This window comes from Flavobacterium sp. ALD4 (genome assembly GCF_002836475.1).
GTDB lineage: Bacteria > Bacteroidota > Bacteroidia > Flavobacteriales > Flavobacteriaceae > Flavobacterium.
In genome coordinates, this window is record NZ_PJBJ01000030.1 from 959,927 (window position 1) to 976,987 (window position 17,061).

General features: G+C 35.9%; 13 protein-coding genes. 1 reads left to right on the forward strand and 12 read right to left on the reverse strand.

Annotated elements, in window-relative coordinates:
• Positions 1-314 precede the first annotated feature (314 nt).
• The 7 genes from CXF59_RS12990 to CXF59_RS13020 form a co-directional block, all read right to left on the reverse strand.
• Positions 315-3,518, reverse strand: a complete 3,204-nt coding sequence (locus CXF59_RS12990; RefSeq protein WP_101138176.1) for a M4 family metallopeptidase — start codon at positions 3,516-3,518, stop codon at positions 315-317.
• 686 nt (positions 3,519-4,204) lie between these two features.
• Positions 4,205-4,864, reverse strand: a complete 660-nt coding sequence (locus CXF59_RS12995; RefSeq protein ID WP_101138177.1) for a CoA transferase subunit B — start codon at positions 4,862-4,864, stop codon at positions 4,205-4,207.
• A gap of 74 nt (positions 4,865-4,938) precedes the next feature.
• Complete coding sequence (locus CXF59_RS13000; RefSeq protein ID WP_101138178.1) at positions 4,939-5,637, reverse strand: CoA transferase subunit A; 699 nt, start codon at positions 5,635-5,637, stop codon at positions 4,939-4,941.
• A 206-nt stretch (positions 5,638-5,843) separates the two neighbouring features.
• The gene (locus CXF59_RS13005) at positions 5,844-8,153 is read right to left on the reverse strand and encodes a penicillin-binding protein 1A (protein WP_101138179.1); all 2,310 of its coding nucleotides are present in this window, start codon (positions 8,151-8,153) and stop codon (positions 5,844-5,846) included.
• Between the two features lie 8 nt (positions 8,154-8,161).
• On the reverse strand, positions 8,162-8,641 hold the full coding sequence (locus CXF59_RS13010; protein ID WP_101138180.1) for a gliding motility lipoprotein GldH: 480 nt from the start codon (positions 8,639-8,641) through the stop codon (positions 8,162-8,164).
• Positions 8,625-9,899, reverse strand: a complete 1,275-nt coding sequence (locus CXF59_RS13015; protein ID WP_101138181.1) for a regulatory iron-sulfur-containing complex subunit RicT — start codon at positions 9,897-9,899, stop codon at positions 8,625-8,627. Before CXF59_RS13015 ends, CXF59_RS13010 begins: the two co-directional genes overlap by 17 nt.
• 188 nt (positions 9,900-10,087) lie before the next feature.
• Entirely contained in the window at positions 10,088-11,437 is a 1,350-nt protein-coding gene (locus CXF59_RS13020) for a rhodanese-related sulfurtransferase (protein ID WP_101138182.1), read from the reverse strand.
• A 234-nt stretch (positions 11,438-11,671) separates the two neighbouring features.
• On the opposite strand from CXF59_RS13020, the gene CXF59_RS13025 reads away from it, so the two are divergent.
• Positions 11,672-12,142, forward strand: coding sequence for a hypothetical protein (locus CXF59_RS13025; protein WP_101138183.1), 471 nt, complete (start codon positions 11,672-11,674; stop codon positions 12,140-12,142).
• A 115-nt stretch (positions 12,143-12,257) separates the two neighbouring features.
• On the opposite strand, the gene CXF59_RS13030 is transcribed toward CXF59_RS13025, so the two are convergent.
• The 5 genes from CXF59_RS13030 to mnmH all read right to left on the reverse strand — a co-directional run bounded on the left by CXF59_RS13030 (position 12,258) and on the right by mnmH (position 16,834).
• A complete protein-coding gene (locus CXF59_RS13030) occupies positions 12,258-13,049 on the reverse strand; it encodes a DUF6503 family protein (RefSeq protein WP_101138184.1) in 792 nt (263 codons plus the stop codon).
• 179 nt (positions 13,050-13,228) lie between these two features.
• The gene (locus tag CXF59_RS13035; RefSeq protein WP_101138185.1) at positions 13,229-13,741 is read right to left on the reverse strand and encodes a hypothetical protein; all 513 of its coding nucleotides are present in this window, start codon (positions 13,739-13,741) and stop codon (positions 13,229-13,231) included.
• 754 nt (positions 13,742-14,495) lie between these two features.
• Positions 14,496-14,699 (reverse strand): hypothetical protein, encoded by a 204-nt coding sequence (locus CXF59_RS15020; RefSeq protein ID WP_157824581.1) that lies wholly within the window; start codon positions 14,697-14,699, stop codon positions 14,496-14,498.
• Positions 14,700-14,771: 72 nt separating this feature from the next.
• On the reverse strand, positions 14,772-15,806 hold the full coding sequence (gene selD / locus CXF59_RS13040; protein ID WP_101138186.1) for a selenide, water dikinase SelD: 1,035 nt from the start codon (positions 15,804-15,806) through the stop codon (positions 14,772-14,774).
• A 5-nt stretch (positions 15,807-15,811) separates the two neighbouring features.
• The gene (gene mnmH / locus CXF59_RS13045) at positions 15,812-16,834 is read right to left on the reverse strand and encodes a tRNA 2-selenouridine(34) synthase MnmH (protein ID WP_101138187.1); all 1,023 of its coding nucleotides are present in this window, start codon (positions 16,832-16,834) and stop codon (positions 15,812-15,814) included.
• Between the last annotated feature and the right edge of the window lie 227 nt (positions 16,835-17,061).

Below are 17,061 nucleotides of genomic sequence, written 5' to 3' on the forward strand. Positions count from 1 at the left end.
ATATTTATGTCATCAACATTGCTTTAAAATTAAAATCAAGAATATCTCATTTCTTTTTTAAGCTCTAGATCAGTTCAAAAAAGAATAGCAAAGAAGTGATTACTAAATTTATTGCTTTTACAAAACCCAATGCAAATTTTCGAACAAAATAATTAATTTTCTCCAAAAACCATTTAGTAGAGAAAAATTTAAAGCAACTCAACCAGTATTTTTAATAATTATTATCCGGTTAAACTATAGTATTTCTTGTGATTAACTTGTCCATAAAAAAAGCCTCACAGCGATGTGAGGCTTTTCTATTATTGATTATACTATTAATTTTTTACGAATTTTTTAGCCACTGTTTTTTGACCGTCATTTACTTCTAAGATATAAACTCCAGCTCCTAATTTACTAACGTTTATTCCGCTTTCGGATAATTTACCTGCGTCAACTTGTTGACCGAGGAAATTAATAAGTCGATAAGTTCCTTTTCTGCTATCCGACATTCTTACATTTAAAATGTTATCTGCAGGGTTTGGATACATTACTACATCTGAAACTGAATCTTCGTTTCCTAAATCAATTGCAGCTTTGGCAGTTGTAATGGTTGTTATTGCCGCAGCACCAATATTAACAGTATAGTCTTCAACCTCTCCGTAAGAGAAAGCCTCGCATGCAGTTTGTACTGCATTATATTTCATTGACACTCTCATACGAGTTGGACCTGCTAAAGCAGAGGTAGGCACCGTAAATGTACTTGTAAGGTTTGCGCTACTAGAAGAGGATCCAGAAACCATTTCTTCAGAAGTTTCAAAAGTTCCATTTTGATTATAGTCAATCCAGATTTTCCAATATTCAGTATAAGCTGTACCGCTAAAACCAGCACTAAACAATATAGTATTTGAACCATAAGGAAGATTACCTACAAGGTTGGTAAAGTTCCCGTATCCAGCATTTCCAGCTGTAGTGTTATTAATACCTCCTATTGAAACATAATCAATATATTCATCAGCTACAGAATTTCCTTTAGAAGTACAATATACCAGAGTATTACTTAACGTAGTTACATTAGCCACATTACTCGTGGCAGATATATTTCCGGCAGCATCTTTTGCCTTTACAGAGAAGGTATAAGCAGTGCTGGCAGTTAATCCGGTGACAACATATGAAGTGCTTGTTACAGTCGCTTTCAAAGTAGTACCTTGATATACATTATATCCAGTTACCGCCACGTTATCCGAAGAAGCGTTCCATGATAAATTTGTAGTTGTAGTTGTTGTTCCAGAAGCGGATAAGCTTGATGGTGTAGATGGTGCAGTTGTATCTGCGGCAGCGGCTGCAATATTTACTGTATAATCCTCAACTTCACCATAAGAAAAGGCCTCGCATTGTGTTGGGATTGCATTGTATTTCATCGACACTCTCATACGGGTCGGTCCAGTAGCAGCAGATGTTGGTACAGTAAATGAACCTGATACTGGTGTTGTTTGAGATATCGCGTTACTCCAAACTAATTCTCCGGCATCGCTAAAATCACCATTTTTATTGTAATCAATCCAGACGGCATAGCCTTCGTTATATTTTGTTCCAGGCCATGTTGGTGTAATTGTAATTGTACCGGAAACTCCTTTGGTTAGAGTAGTCGAAATGGAAGTATAATCACTATAACCGGTCCCACCAGTAGTTGTATTATTTATTGTTCCTAATTGAACTTTGCTGATATATTCATCGGCAACACTATTTCCTTTTGAAGCACAGTAATTTAGAACTCCATAAGCTGAACCAACACCTACAGCGTAAAATGCATTCGTAGTAGCTATAACTTCAGGAGATCCAGCTCCGTATAAGTCAGTTGCTGCTTGAATACCATAAGTTCTGGCATTAGCATAGGTAGAATTAGCAGATAAATAAACACTTTCTAAACGATAAGCTATCTTGGCAGCTTTATCAATATTTATTCCGGTAACATTATAAGAGTTTCCTATGTCATTTGTTCCTGATTTTCCTATCGTCAAGATGTAAAACCAATGGTTTAAGACCCCACTGTTTGTATGCACCCCGCAATAATCATTTGCTTGTGTTGGAGTGCCACATTCAATTAGTTTCCAATTTGTTCCGCCATAAGTATCTGGTTGCCCTTCACTTTTTGGATCACTCATAGAACGTAATGCTAGACGACCTGCTCGCCTTTCTATGTCTTCTCCGATTAACCAAGTAGATTTCCCTGGTGCTGCGTAATATTCGATACATGCGCCCCAAATATCAGAAAAAGCCTCATTCATCGCGCCAGATTCTTTTTGGTAGGCTAAATTTGCTGTTTTCTCACAAACGGCATGTCCTATTTCGTGTCCAGCAACATCTATTGATGTTAATGCATCAAAATAGGTGTCGCTTCCGTCACCATAGGTCATAACGCTACCATTCCAGTAAGCATTGTCATAAGCAAGGTCATAATGGACGTAGCTTTTTATCGCCGCACCTAAATTATCGTAACTGTTTCTTCCATGAACTGCGGAAAAGTAGTCGTATGTTTTTTCTGCACCCCAATGTGCGTCAAGGGCAGCATTGTCTTTATTGGCATTATTAAACTCCGTAGCAGTCCAGTTATTGTCGCTATCTGTAAAATTTACCGCAGTACTATAATTAGTTCCTTTTTTCATATTAAATGTTTGAACTCCGTTTCCACGTGTCGCATCAGATAATATATAAGAAGAACCGCTTAACGTAGTCTGGATTGACTGGGTTCCGCTATATCTTGTAGCGGCATTTGCCGATACAAAAAGCGCTTTAGCAGCTTTTGTGTTTGTTGTTCCAGTGACATTTATGGAACTATTTTTTGCATGGCTATATTCGCCAAGGTGCTTGATTGTAGCATTATAGTACAATGCTTCGCCAGTTACTGCATCAATGTATAAGTCACCGCGGCTAACAGGGCTTGTTGCATAGATGTCAAATTTGTAAGCCAAACGAACTTTTTGATTGCTATTTTTTGCGCCTTGATCAATCATAGAAGGAAGAAAAACTAATTCCCCTGCAGGTTTACGGTATCCTATTTTTGAAGCGTTTTCAGGACTTTCCCATAAGTATTTTGAAGCGCCTATATGATTGACAGCTTTTTTAAAAGCAGTTTCTCTTGAGATGCTTGGAGTGGCTGCTGCATTTTTAATGTCATAATATTCACCACTCATAGAAGTTAATGCTCCATTTTTGGAATGGAGGGAGTAAGTTGCATATTCTACTTTTACACCTTGATGGTACAATTGGAATTTATCGTGGGAGAAACCTGATCTGTCAGATTCAGATTTTAAAAGAGCAAACTTAGAATTGTTCTTTAATTCTAATTGTTCCGTGAATATTTTTTGAGAATCTGCTGATTTGTAAGTGGATTTCTCATTAAAAGTAATTAGGGATGGTTTCCCATTTTCATTTAGAACTTTCTGTTTTACATTTGTGGAGGAATCTTGGGCATTTCCTTCGATAGCAAACAATGATACGCTTATTAAAAGCGCAATTTTACCGAGTAATTTTGTTTTCATTTGGTTGTAGGTTAAATGTTAATAAAATATTAAATTATTCATCTCCGAATTTATAACAAAAAGTAAGAAAAGGAGCAATATTTATTATTTATTTTGTATTTCATCGGATTTATTTGCTGATAAACGTGAAAAGGCGGTAATAGCGGGAGATGTTGAATATTTTTTTTCGGATCTTTGAGGAGATAAATCAGTTTTTGACGTTGTTTTATATTATTAACTGCCAGATAATTGACGAAGTCGAGTGTAAATACGCGCTATTTTGTGTAAATAATTCTATTTGGGACTTTCTTACCAATACAATTCCTTTAAATTTTACGGATTTATTTTTTAGGCTCTATTGTACCAGTAAAAGCAAAGGATAAAGAATGTTTATTCTAATAAATGTGGAGGCGATTAAAGTAACTTATAACTTCTTCAGAAACTATAGTAGGGGACATTTAACGGTGAAACTGATCTTGTATACGTAGGGATTAGTTGCCAAAGCATCATGAGTTTTTCAAAGTGGCGCTACCTGCAAAAAAAAGTGCTTCTACAAAAAAGAAATCCAAAATTAATGGAAAAAAGAAATCGGAACAGAAGTAATCCTGTTCCGATTTAAGTAGGGGAGTAATTGAGTCACTCTTTTTATGAACGACCTATATTTGTTTGGAAAGAGTTACTTCTTTCTTTAGGAATGAAAATAGACTTTAGTCAATCACCATTTCGGGAATATTTCCTTCAATAATTAATTCTGCTTCAGTGGAAGCAATAATATGTTCTACAGTCACTCCCGGCGCACGTTCTAGTAACTTAAACCCTTTGGGTGTTACTTCTAATACAGCCAATTCAGTGACTACTTTTTTTACGCAACCAACTCCAGTCAATGGCAAACTACATTTTTTAAGAATCTTAGATTGACCTGCCTTATTGACGTGCATCATGGCAACGATAATATTTTCGGCAGAAGCCACTAAGTCCATGGCACCACCCATTCCTTTCACCATTTTTCCTGGAATCTTCCAGTTCGCAATATCTCCGTTTTCAGAAACTTCCATAGCGCCCAGGATAGTTAAGTCAACATGTTGCCCTCGAATCATTCCGAAACTTAGCGCAGAATCAAAAAATGAGGCTCCCGGTAATGTTGTTATCGTTTGTTTTCCGGCATTGATAATATCCGCATCTTCTTCTCCTTCAAAAGGGAAGGGACCCATGCCTAAAACGCCGTTTTCACTTTGAAATTCAACGTCAATTCCTGTTGGGATATAATTGGCTACTAATGTTGGGATACCTATTCCTAAATTCACGAAATAGCGATCTTTAAGTTCTTTTGCAATACGTTTTGCAATACCTATTTTGTCTAATGCCATAATATTAATTTGTTAATTAGAAAGTTAGGAAATTAGATAATTGGTCGGCATTATCTAATTAACTCATTTTTTCATTATCTAATTCTTACTGTACGTTGCTCAATTCTTTTTTCGTATTTTGAACCTTGAAAAATACGTTGCACGAATATTCCAGGAATATGAATTTGATTAGGGTCAAGTGTTCCTGCTTCAACTAATTCTTCCACTTCAGCAACGGTAATGTTGGCGGCGCCGGACATGCACGGATTAAAATTTCGGGCGGTTCCTTTAAAAATCAGATTTCCTGCTGTATCTCCTTTCCACGCTTTCACAATAGCAAAGTCAGCCTTGAAAGCCAACTCCATCACGTGCATTTTTCCGTCGAATTCTCTGACTTCTTTTCCAACGGCTACTTCAGTACCATAACCTGCAGGAGTAAAAAAAGCGGGGATTCCAGCCTGAGCAGCACGACAACGTTCTGCCAAAGTTCCTTGAGGAATCAACTCCACATCCAGCTCTCCGGAAAGCATCTGGCGTTCAAATTCAGCGTTTTCTCCAACATAAGAAGAAATCATTTTCTTGATTTGTCTTTTGTGTAATAAGAGGCCAAGACCGAAATCGTCGACACCGGCATTGTTAGAAATACAGGTCAGACCAGTAGTTTCCTTTTTCACCAATTCAGCGATTGAATTTTCAGGGATGCCACATAGACCAAAACCACCCAGCATGATGGTCATTCCGTTTTCAACCCCTTCAAGTGCAACTTGAACGTTATCTACTTTTTTGTTTATCATAGTCTATTTTTTTAAGTCCAAACAGCTGCATTATAAGCCCTTTTTGAGGTAAACTGCCGGATATCGAAAATTAGTAAATCTATTTAGTCTTTTTCGGTATTATACCAATCATAGGTCTTTATTAGTCCGAAAACATCTTGTATAATGCGGATGGAGTATGAAAATAATCCGATTTTTATTGGATTATATTGAATACATAATTGGCATTAGAATTCAAATTCATCGGTATTTTGTAGCGTATTTGTCGTGTCTTTTGCAACAGGTGCATTGTAACAATCTACTCTTATAGAAAGATTTGGAGGTCTTTCGAATTCACCTTTCGATACTTTTAAATTTTCATCGGCATAACAAAGCTTCATAAAGTAAGCCCAAACAGGTAATGCGGCTGTTGCCCCTTGTCCGTAGGTAATACTTTTAAATCGGGCCGAACGATCTTCACAACCTACCCAAACACCTGTTACTAGATTTGGAACCATTCCCATGAACCAACCGTCGGACTGGTTCTGCGTTGTTCCTGTTTTACCTGCAATAGGATTGGTGAATTTATAAGGATAGCCCGTAATTCTATTATATCCATAACCTCCACCATCGGTTCTTAATCTGTTTCCAGATCCTCCCTCGGTTACCCCTTCTAATAATTTAATAATGGCAAAAGCAATGTCTTTGTTCAATACATCATGTGATTCAGGGATTGGCTCATAAATAATGACGCCACTTTTGTCTTCGATTCGCGATAAGAATTGGGGCTTAGTATAGACGCCTTGGTTTGCAAATGTACTGTACGCCGCAACCATATCCTCCACTGTGATATCTACTGCACCTAATGCAATGGATGGTTGAATAGGTATTTCAGATTTAACTCCTAACTTATGTGTTAACTTAACTACTGCTTCAGGACCTACCTTATCCATTAGCTTTGCAGAGACAGTATTTATGGAATTAGCTAATGCTTTTTTTAACGTAACCATTCCTATGTATTTGTTATTGGAGTTTCTTGGGGTCCAAGCTTCAGTAACGTGGTGGCGTCCAACAGGCATTGTGAAAGGGGCATCTATAATGGAATCACATGGAGACATGTTCAATTGCTCGATCGCAGTAGCGTAAACGAAAGGTTTAAATGTGGAGCCCACTTGTCTGGCGCCTTGACCTACGTGGTCATACTGAAAATATTTATAATCAATTCCACCTACCCAGGCTTTTATGTTACCAGTTTGAGGTTCCATAGCCATAACTCCAGATTGTAGAAAATGTTTGTAATAACGGATCGAGTCCATTGGAGTCATAATAGTGTCTTTTTCTCCTTTCCACGTAAACACGGTCATTTTTGTCTTTACACTAAATGATTCTATAATTTCATCATCGCTTTTGTCTGCAGATTTTAAAACAGCCCATCGGTTAGATGATTTCATCGCTTGAGTTAAAATGCGTTGCGTTTCCTTGTCTGAGATGCCTACAAAAGGGGCGTTTTTATTGTTTTTTGCCTGAATAAAAAATTCTTCCTGTAGGTTTGCCATGTGGGCAGAAACTGCTTCTTCAGCATGTAATTGCATTCTGGAGTCAATAGTAGTATAGATTTTCAATCCGTCTTTGTAGATATCATAATCAGATCCGTCGGGTTTCTTGTTTTCATCAACCCATTTTTTCATGTAATCACGAAGGTACTCTCTGAAATAAGTTGCTGATCCTTCTCTATGGCTTTCCAGTTTAAAATGAAGTGTAATTGGCAAACCTTGTAGTCTTTCTTTTTCTTTTTCCGTAATAATGTCTCCTTTTGCCATTTGCGCAAGTACTACATTTCTACGGTTTTTTACCCCTACCGGGTTTCGAACCGGATTGTACAATCCTGAGTTTTTGAACATCCCCACTAATATGGCAGATTCTTCGATATTTAAATTTTTTGGTTCTTTTGAAAAATAGGTCTGCGCAGCAGAACTTACGCCCACTGAATAGTTTCCAAAGTCATATACATTGCAGTACATAGCTAAAATTTCATTTTTGGTATATTGCCTTTCTAATCGAATAGCAATAATCCATTCTTTAACTTTTTGTACTATTCTAAAAGGCAAAAACTTTGAACCTTCGCCATGGAATAATTGTTTAGCCAGTTGCTGTGTTAGTGTACTTGCTCCACCACTACTTCCAAGACTTGCAATAGCTCGTAATGTCCCTCTTCCATCAATACCTGAATGTTCATAAAAACGCTCGTCTTCGGTTGCTACTAGGGCTTGAACGAGGTTTTTAGGTAAATCAGAATATTTTAGTTGGGATCTGTTTTTTTGAAAATACTTTCCTAGGACCACTCCATCTGCTGAAATAATTTCAGTGGCTAGATTAGAATCTGGGTTTTCCAAGTCTTCAAAGGACGGCATAGATCCAAAAAGTCCCCAAGAGGCAAATAAGAAAAAGAGAAGGACACCGCCCATTCCTAAAAGAAAAATCTTCCAAAATGCTTTAGTGTAATACTTAAAATCTTTATCGGCAGTATTGCCCTGATTGTTATTTTTTTTAGCAGCCATATATTAACCTAGTCTTTTTTTTCTATTCGTAATCCCACTTCTGTAATTCCTTCTAAAAGCGCCACTCCAGCGATTTTACCGGTCTCCCTGACAGCCTGTTTTACATGGACTTTGTATTTCCCCTTGAATTTTACATTCTCTTTAAAGAACAATTTGCTTTCCTTTATGTCCGTGAATCCGTTACCTAATAGGGTTCCGTCAGGATTTGCCATTTGGTATTCCAAGGTGTCCACTTTTGTATAGCCGTTTGGTTTTTCAACAGACACAATTAAAAAGAGATTATTGTATTGATAATTATTATTGTCTCTTAAATTGATGAATAGATCATATCGTTTTGTGGAATCTAATTCTGGTAAATCGAATGTTACAATACTATCTTTATTCCAGGCACTTCCCACAGACTTATACTCGTCAAATACTCTTTTTTCGTCACACGAAAAAAAGAGTATCGCAATCAAAACGAAAAAAACGCTATTTTTTAGCCTCATTTTTAGTAATAATTATTGGTTTTCTTGTTATCGCAGGCTTTTTCTCGTTTGAAACGGAAGGGGCATTATTTACCGGTTTTTTATTGTTTGCGACAATCTTATTGTCTCCTGCTGGCTTGTTTTCTCCTGCTGACTTCGGTTTTTTGTTTGGTTTTTTCCTTTTTTTAGGTTGATCAAAGCGGGTTAAACTTTCTTGACCCATTGCATTATTGAAATCTTTTTCTGTTTCTTGAATCACTTCAATTGCATAATCCTCAAGCGAGGAAACTTTGTTTTTCAATTTGTTTTCGGCGATGATTTCCTGTACTTTTTCAATTTTTAGGATATGCCAATTGGCAAAATTATTAGTGTAGGCAAACCACATTAATCCTTTGAAAATATCTTGTTTTTGACAAATTGCATCTCCTTTTTCGGTCACTAATTTGGTTTCAAAGTCAGGGAACCCTTTCAAAGCATCCATGTAAGTGTCTAACTCATAGTTGAGACAGCATTTTAATTTACCGCATTGTCCCGCTAATTTTTGTGGGTTCAATGATAACTGCTGGTAGCGGGCTGCTGAAGTGTTGACGCTTCTAAAGTCTGTCAACCAAGTGGAACAGCACAATTCTCTTCCGCAGGAACCAATTCCTCCTAAACGGGCTGCTTCCTGTCGGAAACCCACTTGTTTCATTTCGATTCGAGTACTGAACTCTTTAGCGAAATCTTTAATTAAAAGTCTAAAATCAATTCGGTCATTTGCCGTGTAGTAAAACGTGGCTTTAGATCCATCTCCTTGAAATTCAATATCAGAGATTTTCATTTCCAGTTTTTGGGAAATCGCTAATTCACGAGCACGAACTTTCATTGGTTCTTCTCTTTCTCGTGCAGCAGACCAGATATCAATGTCTTTTTGTGATGCTTTTCTGTAGATTTTAGGAACCTCGTTGCTGTCGGGGTTTGCTCCTTTTTTCTTCATTTGGATTTTTACCAATTCCCCAGTCAAAGTGACAATTCCAATATCATGTCCAGGAGAAGCGACAGTTGCCACAATGTCTCCCATACTCAAAGTCAATTTTTCAGTATTGCGATAAAACTCTTTTCTTCCGTTTTTGAAACGCACTTCAACACAGTCAAAAGGTGCTTGTCCAGTAGGTAAGCTCATATTAGAAAGCCAATCGAATACAGTTAATTTATTGCAGCTATCAGTGCCGCAAGTCCCATTATTTTTACAACCCTTTGGTGATCCACCATCAGAAGTTGAACAACTTGTACATGCCATAATTTTATATATAGTGTTGTGACGAGCACAACTTATGTTCTTAAAAAGATTAATGTGTAAATATAGCATTTTTTAAGTGAATCATACAAAAGTAAAAAACTACAAAGGATTAAAGTTTTTATAAAAAAAAGCCTATTTCAAGTAGATGAAATAGGCTTTTTAAGAACTTTATGTTAAAAAGTAGGGGTTTAGATCTTGTACAACTTATCGGACAATCTAATTCTAAAAGGTAATTTGAATGTACAGGTATCTCCAGCGACTGCTTTTTCAACAACTACTTCGTTCACTAACATTTCCTCGATAATTAATCTTTGCTCTCCTGTTGTCGTTCCTATAATCAGGACGGTATCTCCAATATGGATTTCGTTTTCTTCTATTAAAAATTGACCGATACTTGGTTTTGGATAAAAATGAGTTCCTTTTCCAACGTATTGTTTTTTGATTTTCATTTCTTTTTTAATAGCTACCTTTGATTCTGCTGCAACAAAAGTACCGAGGCTTTCTAGATTATTTTTAAAAGTCAATACATCCGACTTTCCTTTTTTGAAAATCTTATTACCGTTTTTAATTCCTCTGCGAATTGCTTTTTGCTCTTCTTCTGGTAAGTGAATTACATCAATACAGTCTTGTGAACAACAACCTTCCATTGCCTGAGCACATTCTTCACATTGGATAAAAAGTAAATGGCAACCTTCATTTAAACAGTTGGTATGCACATCACATGATTTGCCGCATTGGTGGCATTGTGATACGATATCGTCTGTAATTCTTTCGCCTAAGCGGTGATCGAAAACAAAGTTTTTCCCAATGAATTTGCTTTCCAAAGCCTCTTCTTTTACCTGGCGTGTGTATTCAATGATTCCGCCTTCCAGTTGATAGACGTTGTCAAAACCTTTGTGCTTAAAGTAAGCGCTAGCTTTTTCACATCGAATTCCTCCGGTACAATACATCAACAGATTTTTGTCTTCTTTGTGGGCTGCAAGTTGACTTTCAATAATGGGCAATGATTCTCTGAATGTATCTACGTCTGGCTTGATCGCATTGGTAAAATGACCAATTTCACTCTCGTAATGATTTCTCATATCAACCACAATCGTGTTTGGGTCTTCTAATAGATCATTGAATTGTTTCGCTTTCAGGTGAATCCCGATGTTCGTTACATCAAATGTTTCGTCTACTAATCCGTCCGCAACAATTTTGTCACGAACTTTTACCGTTAATTTTAAAAAAGAGTGATCGTCTTGCTCTACGGCAATATTCAATCGGATGCCTTTCATGAAATTATAGGTTTCAATGCTGTCCTTGAAAGCATAGAAGTTATCTGCGGGAAGTGATAATTGGGCGTTGATTCCCTCATTGGCCACATATATTCTACCCAGAACCTCAAGAGGGTCCCAAGCTAGGAATAAATCGTTACGAAATTGTGTAGGGTCTTGAATTTGCGCATAAGCATAGAAAGACAAAGTAAGTCTTTGTTTTCCGGCATCATCAATCATGATGGCTCTTTCTTCTGCGCTTAATGTGTTATACAGTTGCATGCTATAAACAGTTTAAGTGTGAAAAATTATTTTTGCAAAAGTAAGTAAAAGGTTGAGAGAGACAATGGCCCGATTGTGAAAAAAGCTTCCCCAATTTGTGGATGTGTTGTTACTGTATTCAAAAAGTTAAATCAAAAATTTGCTGAGTCATTGAATAGTTTGTGATTTTATGTGCTATATTCGAGTATGGTTAATTGATTTTGAATCAATCCCAATTTAATAAACCAAAAAAACATGAAAAAAGTAATTTTTATTATTTCTGTAATTTTATGCTCTACAACTGTATTTTCTCAGGAGAATAAAGACGATTTTGGCGGTGTAAGAAAGAATGCAATATCCTTTAATTTTTTAGGAACAACGCCGGCAATCGGTTTGACTTATGAAAGAATTGTATCAAAGCACGTCAGTTTAGAAGTTGGTGTGGGAATACCAAGTATTGGGATTGGTGCAAAAATATTTTTCAGCAAAATCCAAGAGCAAAAAATGATGTTTAATATTGGATTAACAACAACTTATGTTGATCTTGGAGATGGTGTTTTTATTGGGGGAAGAGCTGTAATTATCTATGTTCCAATAGGACTTAGTTATTACGGATCGAAAGGGTTCAATTTCGGAATAGATGTTGGCCCAATAACAAATGCTAGATATAGATTTGTGACTAATATCGCTCCCTATGCAGGTCTTAAACTAGGGAAACGATTTTAATTAAAACAGTCAGCTTTGGGACTATTTGCTTTGTCAGTTTACTTCGCTCGTGTCCAGCTGTTCGCTATCACGAGCGATAATTATACAGTTTGTGATTTCTTTGTGTCAAAATCACTTATTTGTTGTTATTAATTATATCCTCCGTAAGTATTTGTGATAGTTCTTTCAGTTTTCCCTGTTCGTATAGTTTTGGTAAATCTTTTAAAGGGGTTCCCCAAGGCGCTTCATAGTTGATATAATCTTGAAACGTCAGTCCATCAATTACCCTTGTGTTAAAAGCGGATCTAAAGCGAATTCCGCCATCATTTGTATGATAGCCATACGCTAAATAATCAATCTTACGCGTTTGTTTGTTTATCCAATAATGAAATTCATCATCAAAATCTTTTCCTCCGCCGTCTTTACCAAAAGTTACCCCCACAACATCGTACTGCTTTTCTTTGATTGTAATTTCTTCAATGAATTTTTTATTTACTGAAGTGTCTTGCAGTTTATACGGGAGCGTAGCAAAATAAATAACCGAATTTAACGCTTCAGAATATTTAGCAACATCTTCTTTATTTAAAGATTGTAAATTGTTGTTGATGTACCTTTTAAACGTATCGTTTATCAATACATCTTTAATTAGAAAATCGTTCTTCTGCACTTCAGATGAGTATGTAAAAGAATTACCATCGTTCTTAAAACGATATTTCGTACCTCTAAAAACAAAGGAGCAATCGGCATTGTCATATAATTTTCCGCCATGCGCTTCAATGGCACGATTAACTATAGAATCTGCTTTTGAGAGTTGTTTTTCGGTTGCGATACTGTCGTTTTCTGTCGCTACTTTTTTGTCGCCATTTTTATTATTACAAGACAATAAAAGCGCTGCTAAAACGCACAGCGTTATTAGGTGTTTTTTCATTTTTTAAATATATCACATTTTATAAAAAACAGCGATACTAGTCCGTTTTTTATAAAAAATTTAACCTAGCTATTATTCCTATTTGATTTCGAAAGAAATAATTAAAGCTGGGTTTTGTCTTTACTGTAGTATTTTATTCTCCGCATAGCTAACGGTTATGGAGTTGGCAAATTTGGTTTTCATTTTTTCTTATCTTCTTCAACAATTAGTTTCAAAGAATTGATGTAATCCGTGTCAAATTCTATCACTCTTATTTTGTTTGGCTTAAAACTCATCTCTCCTTCAAATATTCCTTCGTCTCCCAAAAAGTCTATTACTACCTCTTCCTCATCCATTTCTATGAGTTTACCCAGGTAAACGGCTTTATCGGACTTTGTTGCAATTTGAAAAATCTCATATTTGCTTGCTAAAAAATAGATGATGGAAGATACATCTGTAAGCGGAATTATGTCGGCTGCACTTGTTTTTAATCCTTTGAGTTTAATTACTCTTTCAGTAAATTCATGATCTTTATCTTGGATAATTGCCTTTACATTTTTGTTTCTCAATATCGTATAACCATCAATTATAAAATCGACAGGATTGTTTTTAATTAAGATCCAATTTTCAGTCCAATCAATAAGAAAACCACTAAAAATTTCTTTTTTGTCGTCAAATTCTATTGTAATTAATTGTCGTAAGTATTTATCCATTCTATTTTTTTTTAGTTTCGAGAACGATTACTACCCGTCTGCTGAATCGTTACGATAAAAGGCATTGCTAATTTTAGCGTATTTATTTAAATGTAAATATACGTATTTAAAGAACTGACGGCTTGAATGTATTCGTTTCAATTGCTTACTGTAAAGATAGTACGGATTTAGTTCTTATTTAAATGTAATTCTGCGCTAACGGTTGAGGTAAATTAGCGTGATCGGGATTTAATCACACCAATACTGCCGCGCTTTATCAACTAGAATCCACTTTTTTTTAATCTTTGTTATTACCACAACGAGTGATTCAAAATCACCAAGATCCGAACGGTTTTGATAAGAAACACCAAAAACTAAATATTTTTATAATAATTAGCGTCTGACAAAATTATTAATTGAGGTGTCATATTATAGATTGGAATTCCTTTCTCTCGTTTTAATATTACATTTTTAAAATAAAAAAATATATTTTTTATTTTGAAATCCTTTAGCATCCAATAGTCATTCTTTAATAATCCATATTTACCTGCATTAACATAATCTCGATATTTGTATTTGATGCTCTCATAATCGTCCCAGTTAAAAAGTGATTTCTGAATTCCTAATTCGGGATAGCCGACAACTTTGTTTTTCGAATAAGAAATCTACATGTTTTTTACCTTTTGATTAATAACGAATAATTAGTACACACTACCAAATAGACACCCCTTTCTCGTACCAAATGCTATTCAGCAAGTAGATTATTAATAGTGATCTATAGAACACTTGCGTAGTAGTTTTTAGAATCGTCATTTAGAGTCAGTACGTTTTTAGCCCAGATGGAAACGGCATCCTTTTTATGGTCTTGTCTTTTTGACGTGACCATAAAAAGATATAGTGTACAACTGGAAGTAGCTCCAAATAAAAAAACCACGCCGAAACGTGGTTTTAAATTATAATCTTTTGACTGGACTAACATTGTAATTCAGCTATTTGGCCTTCAAGACGGTAACACTCTAGCAGGTTTTGTCTTAGTGCCCCTTTTTTACTTTTATTTAATATATACTAGCGATTCGGATTTTTCTATTAGTTCTCCTATTGGTTCAGCATAAAGCCCTTTGTTCTTTAGAATTGATTCCACTTTTTGGGCAGCCTCTTTCTTGACAGCAATTAATAGTCCGCCACTAGTTTGTGGATCACATAAGATATGTCTTTGCTTTTCATTTTCAATATTAAGTTTATGACCGTAACTATCCCAGTTTCTTAGTGTGCCTCCAGGGACGCATTTTTTATCGATATATTCATGTATCTCTTTGAAAACAGGCACTTTGCTATAATTAACAATAGCAGATACATTGCTTCCTTCACACACTTCAAGTAAATGTCCCATGAGTCCAAATCCAGTTACATCAGTTAAGGCGGTTACTTCTTCCATTTCTGAGAGCTCTAATCCAACATCATTTAAAATAATCATCGAATTTGCAGCAATGTCTTTATGTTCGTCTTCTAAAAGACCTTTCTTTTGTGCCGTAGCTAAAATCCCAACACCCAAAGGTTTCGTTAGATAAAGGACACTTCCTGGTTCTGCTTTATCATTTCGTTTTAAATTAGAAATTGCAACTGAACCTGTAACTGCTAGTCCAAAAATAGGTTCTGGATTATCAATACTATGGCCACCGGCAATTATTATTCCTGCATCAGCGCAGGCCTTTCTACCCCCTTCCATTACCTGAGCAGCCACTTCAGGGGCTAATTTATCTATGGGCCATCCTAGTATTGCAATCGCCATTAGTGGTTTTCCTCCCATGGCATACACATCGCTTAAAGCATTAGTAGCTGCAATTCTTCCAAAAGTGAATGGGTCGTCTACTATGGGCAAGAAAAAATCAGTAGTACTTATGATTCCCGTTCCATTTCCCATATCGTATACCGCAGCATCATCTCTAGTATCATTACCCACTAAAAGACGAGTGTCTTCCATTTTTGGGCTATCAGACTCTAATATCGTAGTCAATACTTTTGGTGATAATTTGCATCCGCAACCTGCACCGTGACTAAAACTTGTTAGTTTTATACCTTCGTTCATTTTCTTTAATTTAGTAAGTTTATTAAAAAACCAGCCGTTTCCTCAGGATTGACGGTAGGGGTTTTAAATTCTAGAATTCTAGAATCTTCGCGTTTTTGTAATCCCTTTAGGTAGTATTTATCATAATATAAAAGGGTAATCTCTACTACTTTGTAATAATTTCTCTTTTCAAGCTCTTCTTGAGCAAATTTGGCATTATCGTATCCAAGCCTTTTAGCGATTCGACTAATAGCATCTGCTAATTGATCATGACTAAGACTTGCATAAGTGGTAACAAGGTGTTTTGTTCTTTCCTCTAGAGGAACGTCTAAAAAATAGACTGGCATCTCTCTCATTTTAGTATAAAATGCATCAGGAATCGCAACTTGGCCAATCAACCTACTTTCATCCTCAACCCATATGGGTTGGTTAGGATTTAAATTCTGAACTATAGAAAACAGATTGTTTTCAAATTGCTCCGTTGTTGGCTGCGGCGGAAGATCTATCCCCCCAAAAGCCGAACCTCTATGATTAGCCAATCCTTCCAAATCAATCACTTGTTGTCCTTTCTTTTTTAAAGAATGCAGTATTTCAGTTTTACCAGTACCGGTATATCCACCGAGAATTTTAAGATTAAAGGGTTGCTCAAAAAAGCGTACTACATAATTGCGGAAAGCTTTGTACCCTTTTTCAATAACATAAACTTTTTCAAAACCATTTTCGATAAGATGATCGGCAAAAGCATTACTTCTCATTCCCCCTCGCCAACAATGTATTGCAACTTCCTTGTTGGGTGCAATTGCAACAGATTTAGTGATAAAATCAATTAGTTTGGGTTTTACATATTCAAAACCAATTTCGATAGCCCTTTCTTTGGACTCTTGTTTATAAGCAGTGCCTACTACCGCTCGCTCTTCATCGGTAAACAATTCAAGATTAGTAGCATTTGGAATATGTCCTTTAGTAAACTCTCCAGGCGACCTCACGTCAATAAGTGGGATATGCTCTAAATTTTTAAAATAAAAGTCTATAGAAATGATTTGTTTCATTACAAAATTTATATAATTTTTAAAGGTAAACTTATTCTGGCAAGGGAGCTTTCCTGTTTAAAGAAGAAGGTTTAATAGTTTTAGGCCATTGCGTTTTGGTTTCATACCGAGAGTCCGAACTCCTTTTTTGTTACAATAAAAGAATAGTACGATACGATGATATTAGCTATACACTTGGTAGTACTATGCTCTTTTATAGCGGGTAAGAAAGTAAAAAAAAGAGAGTA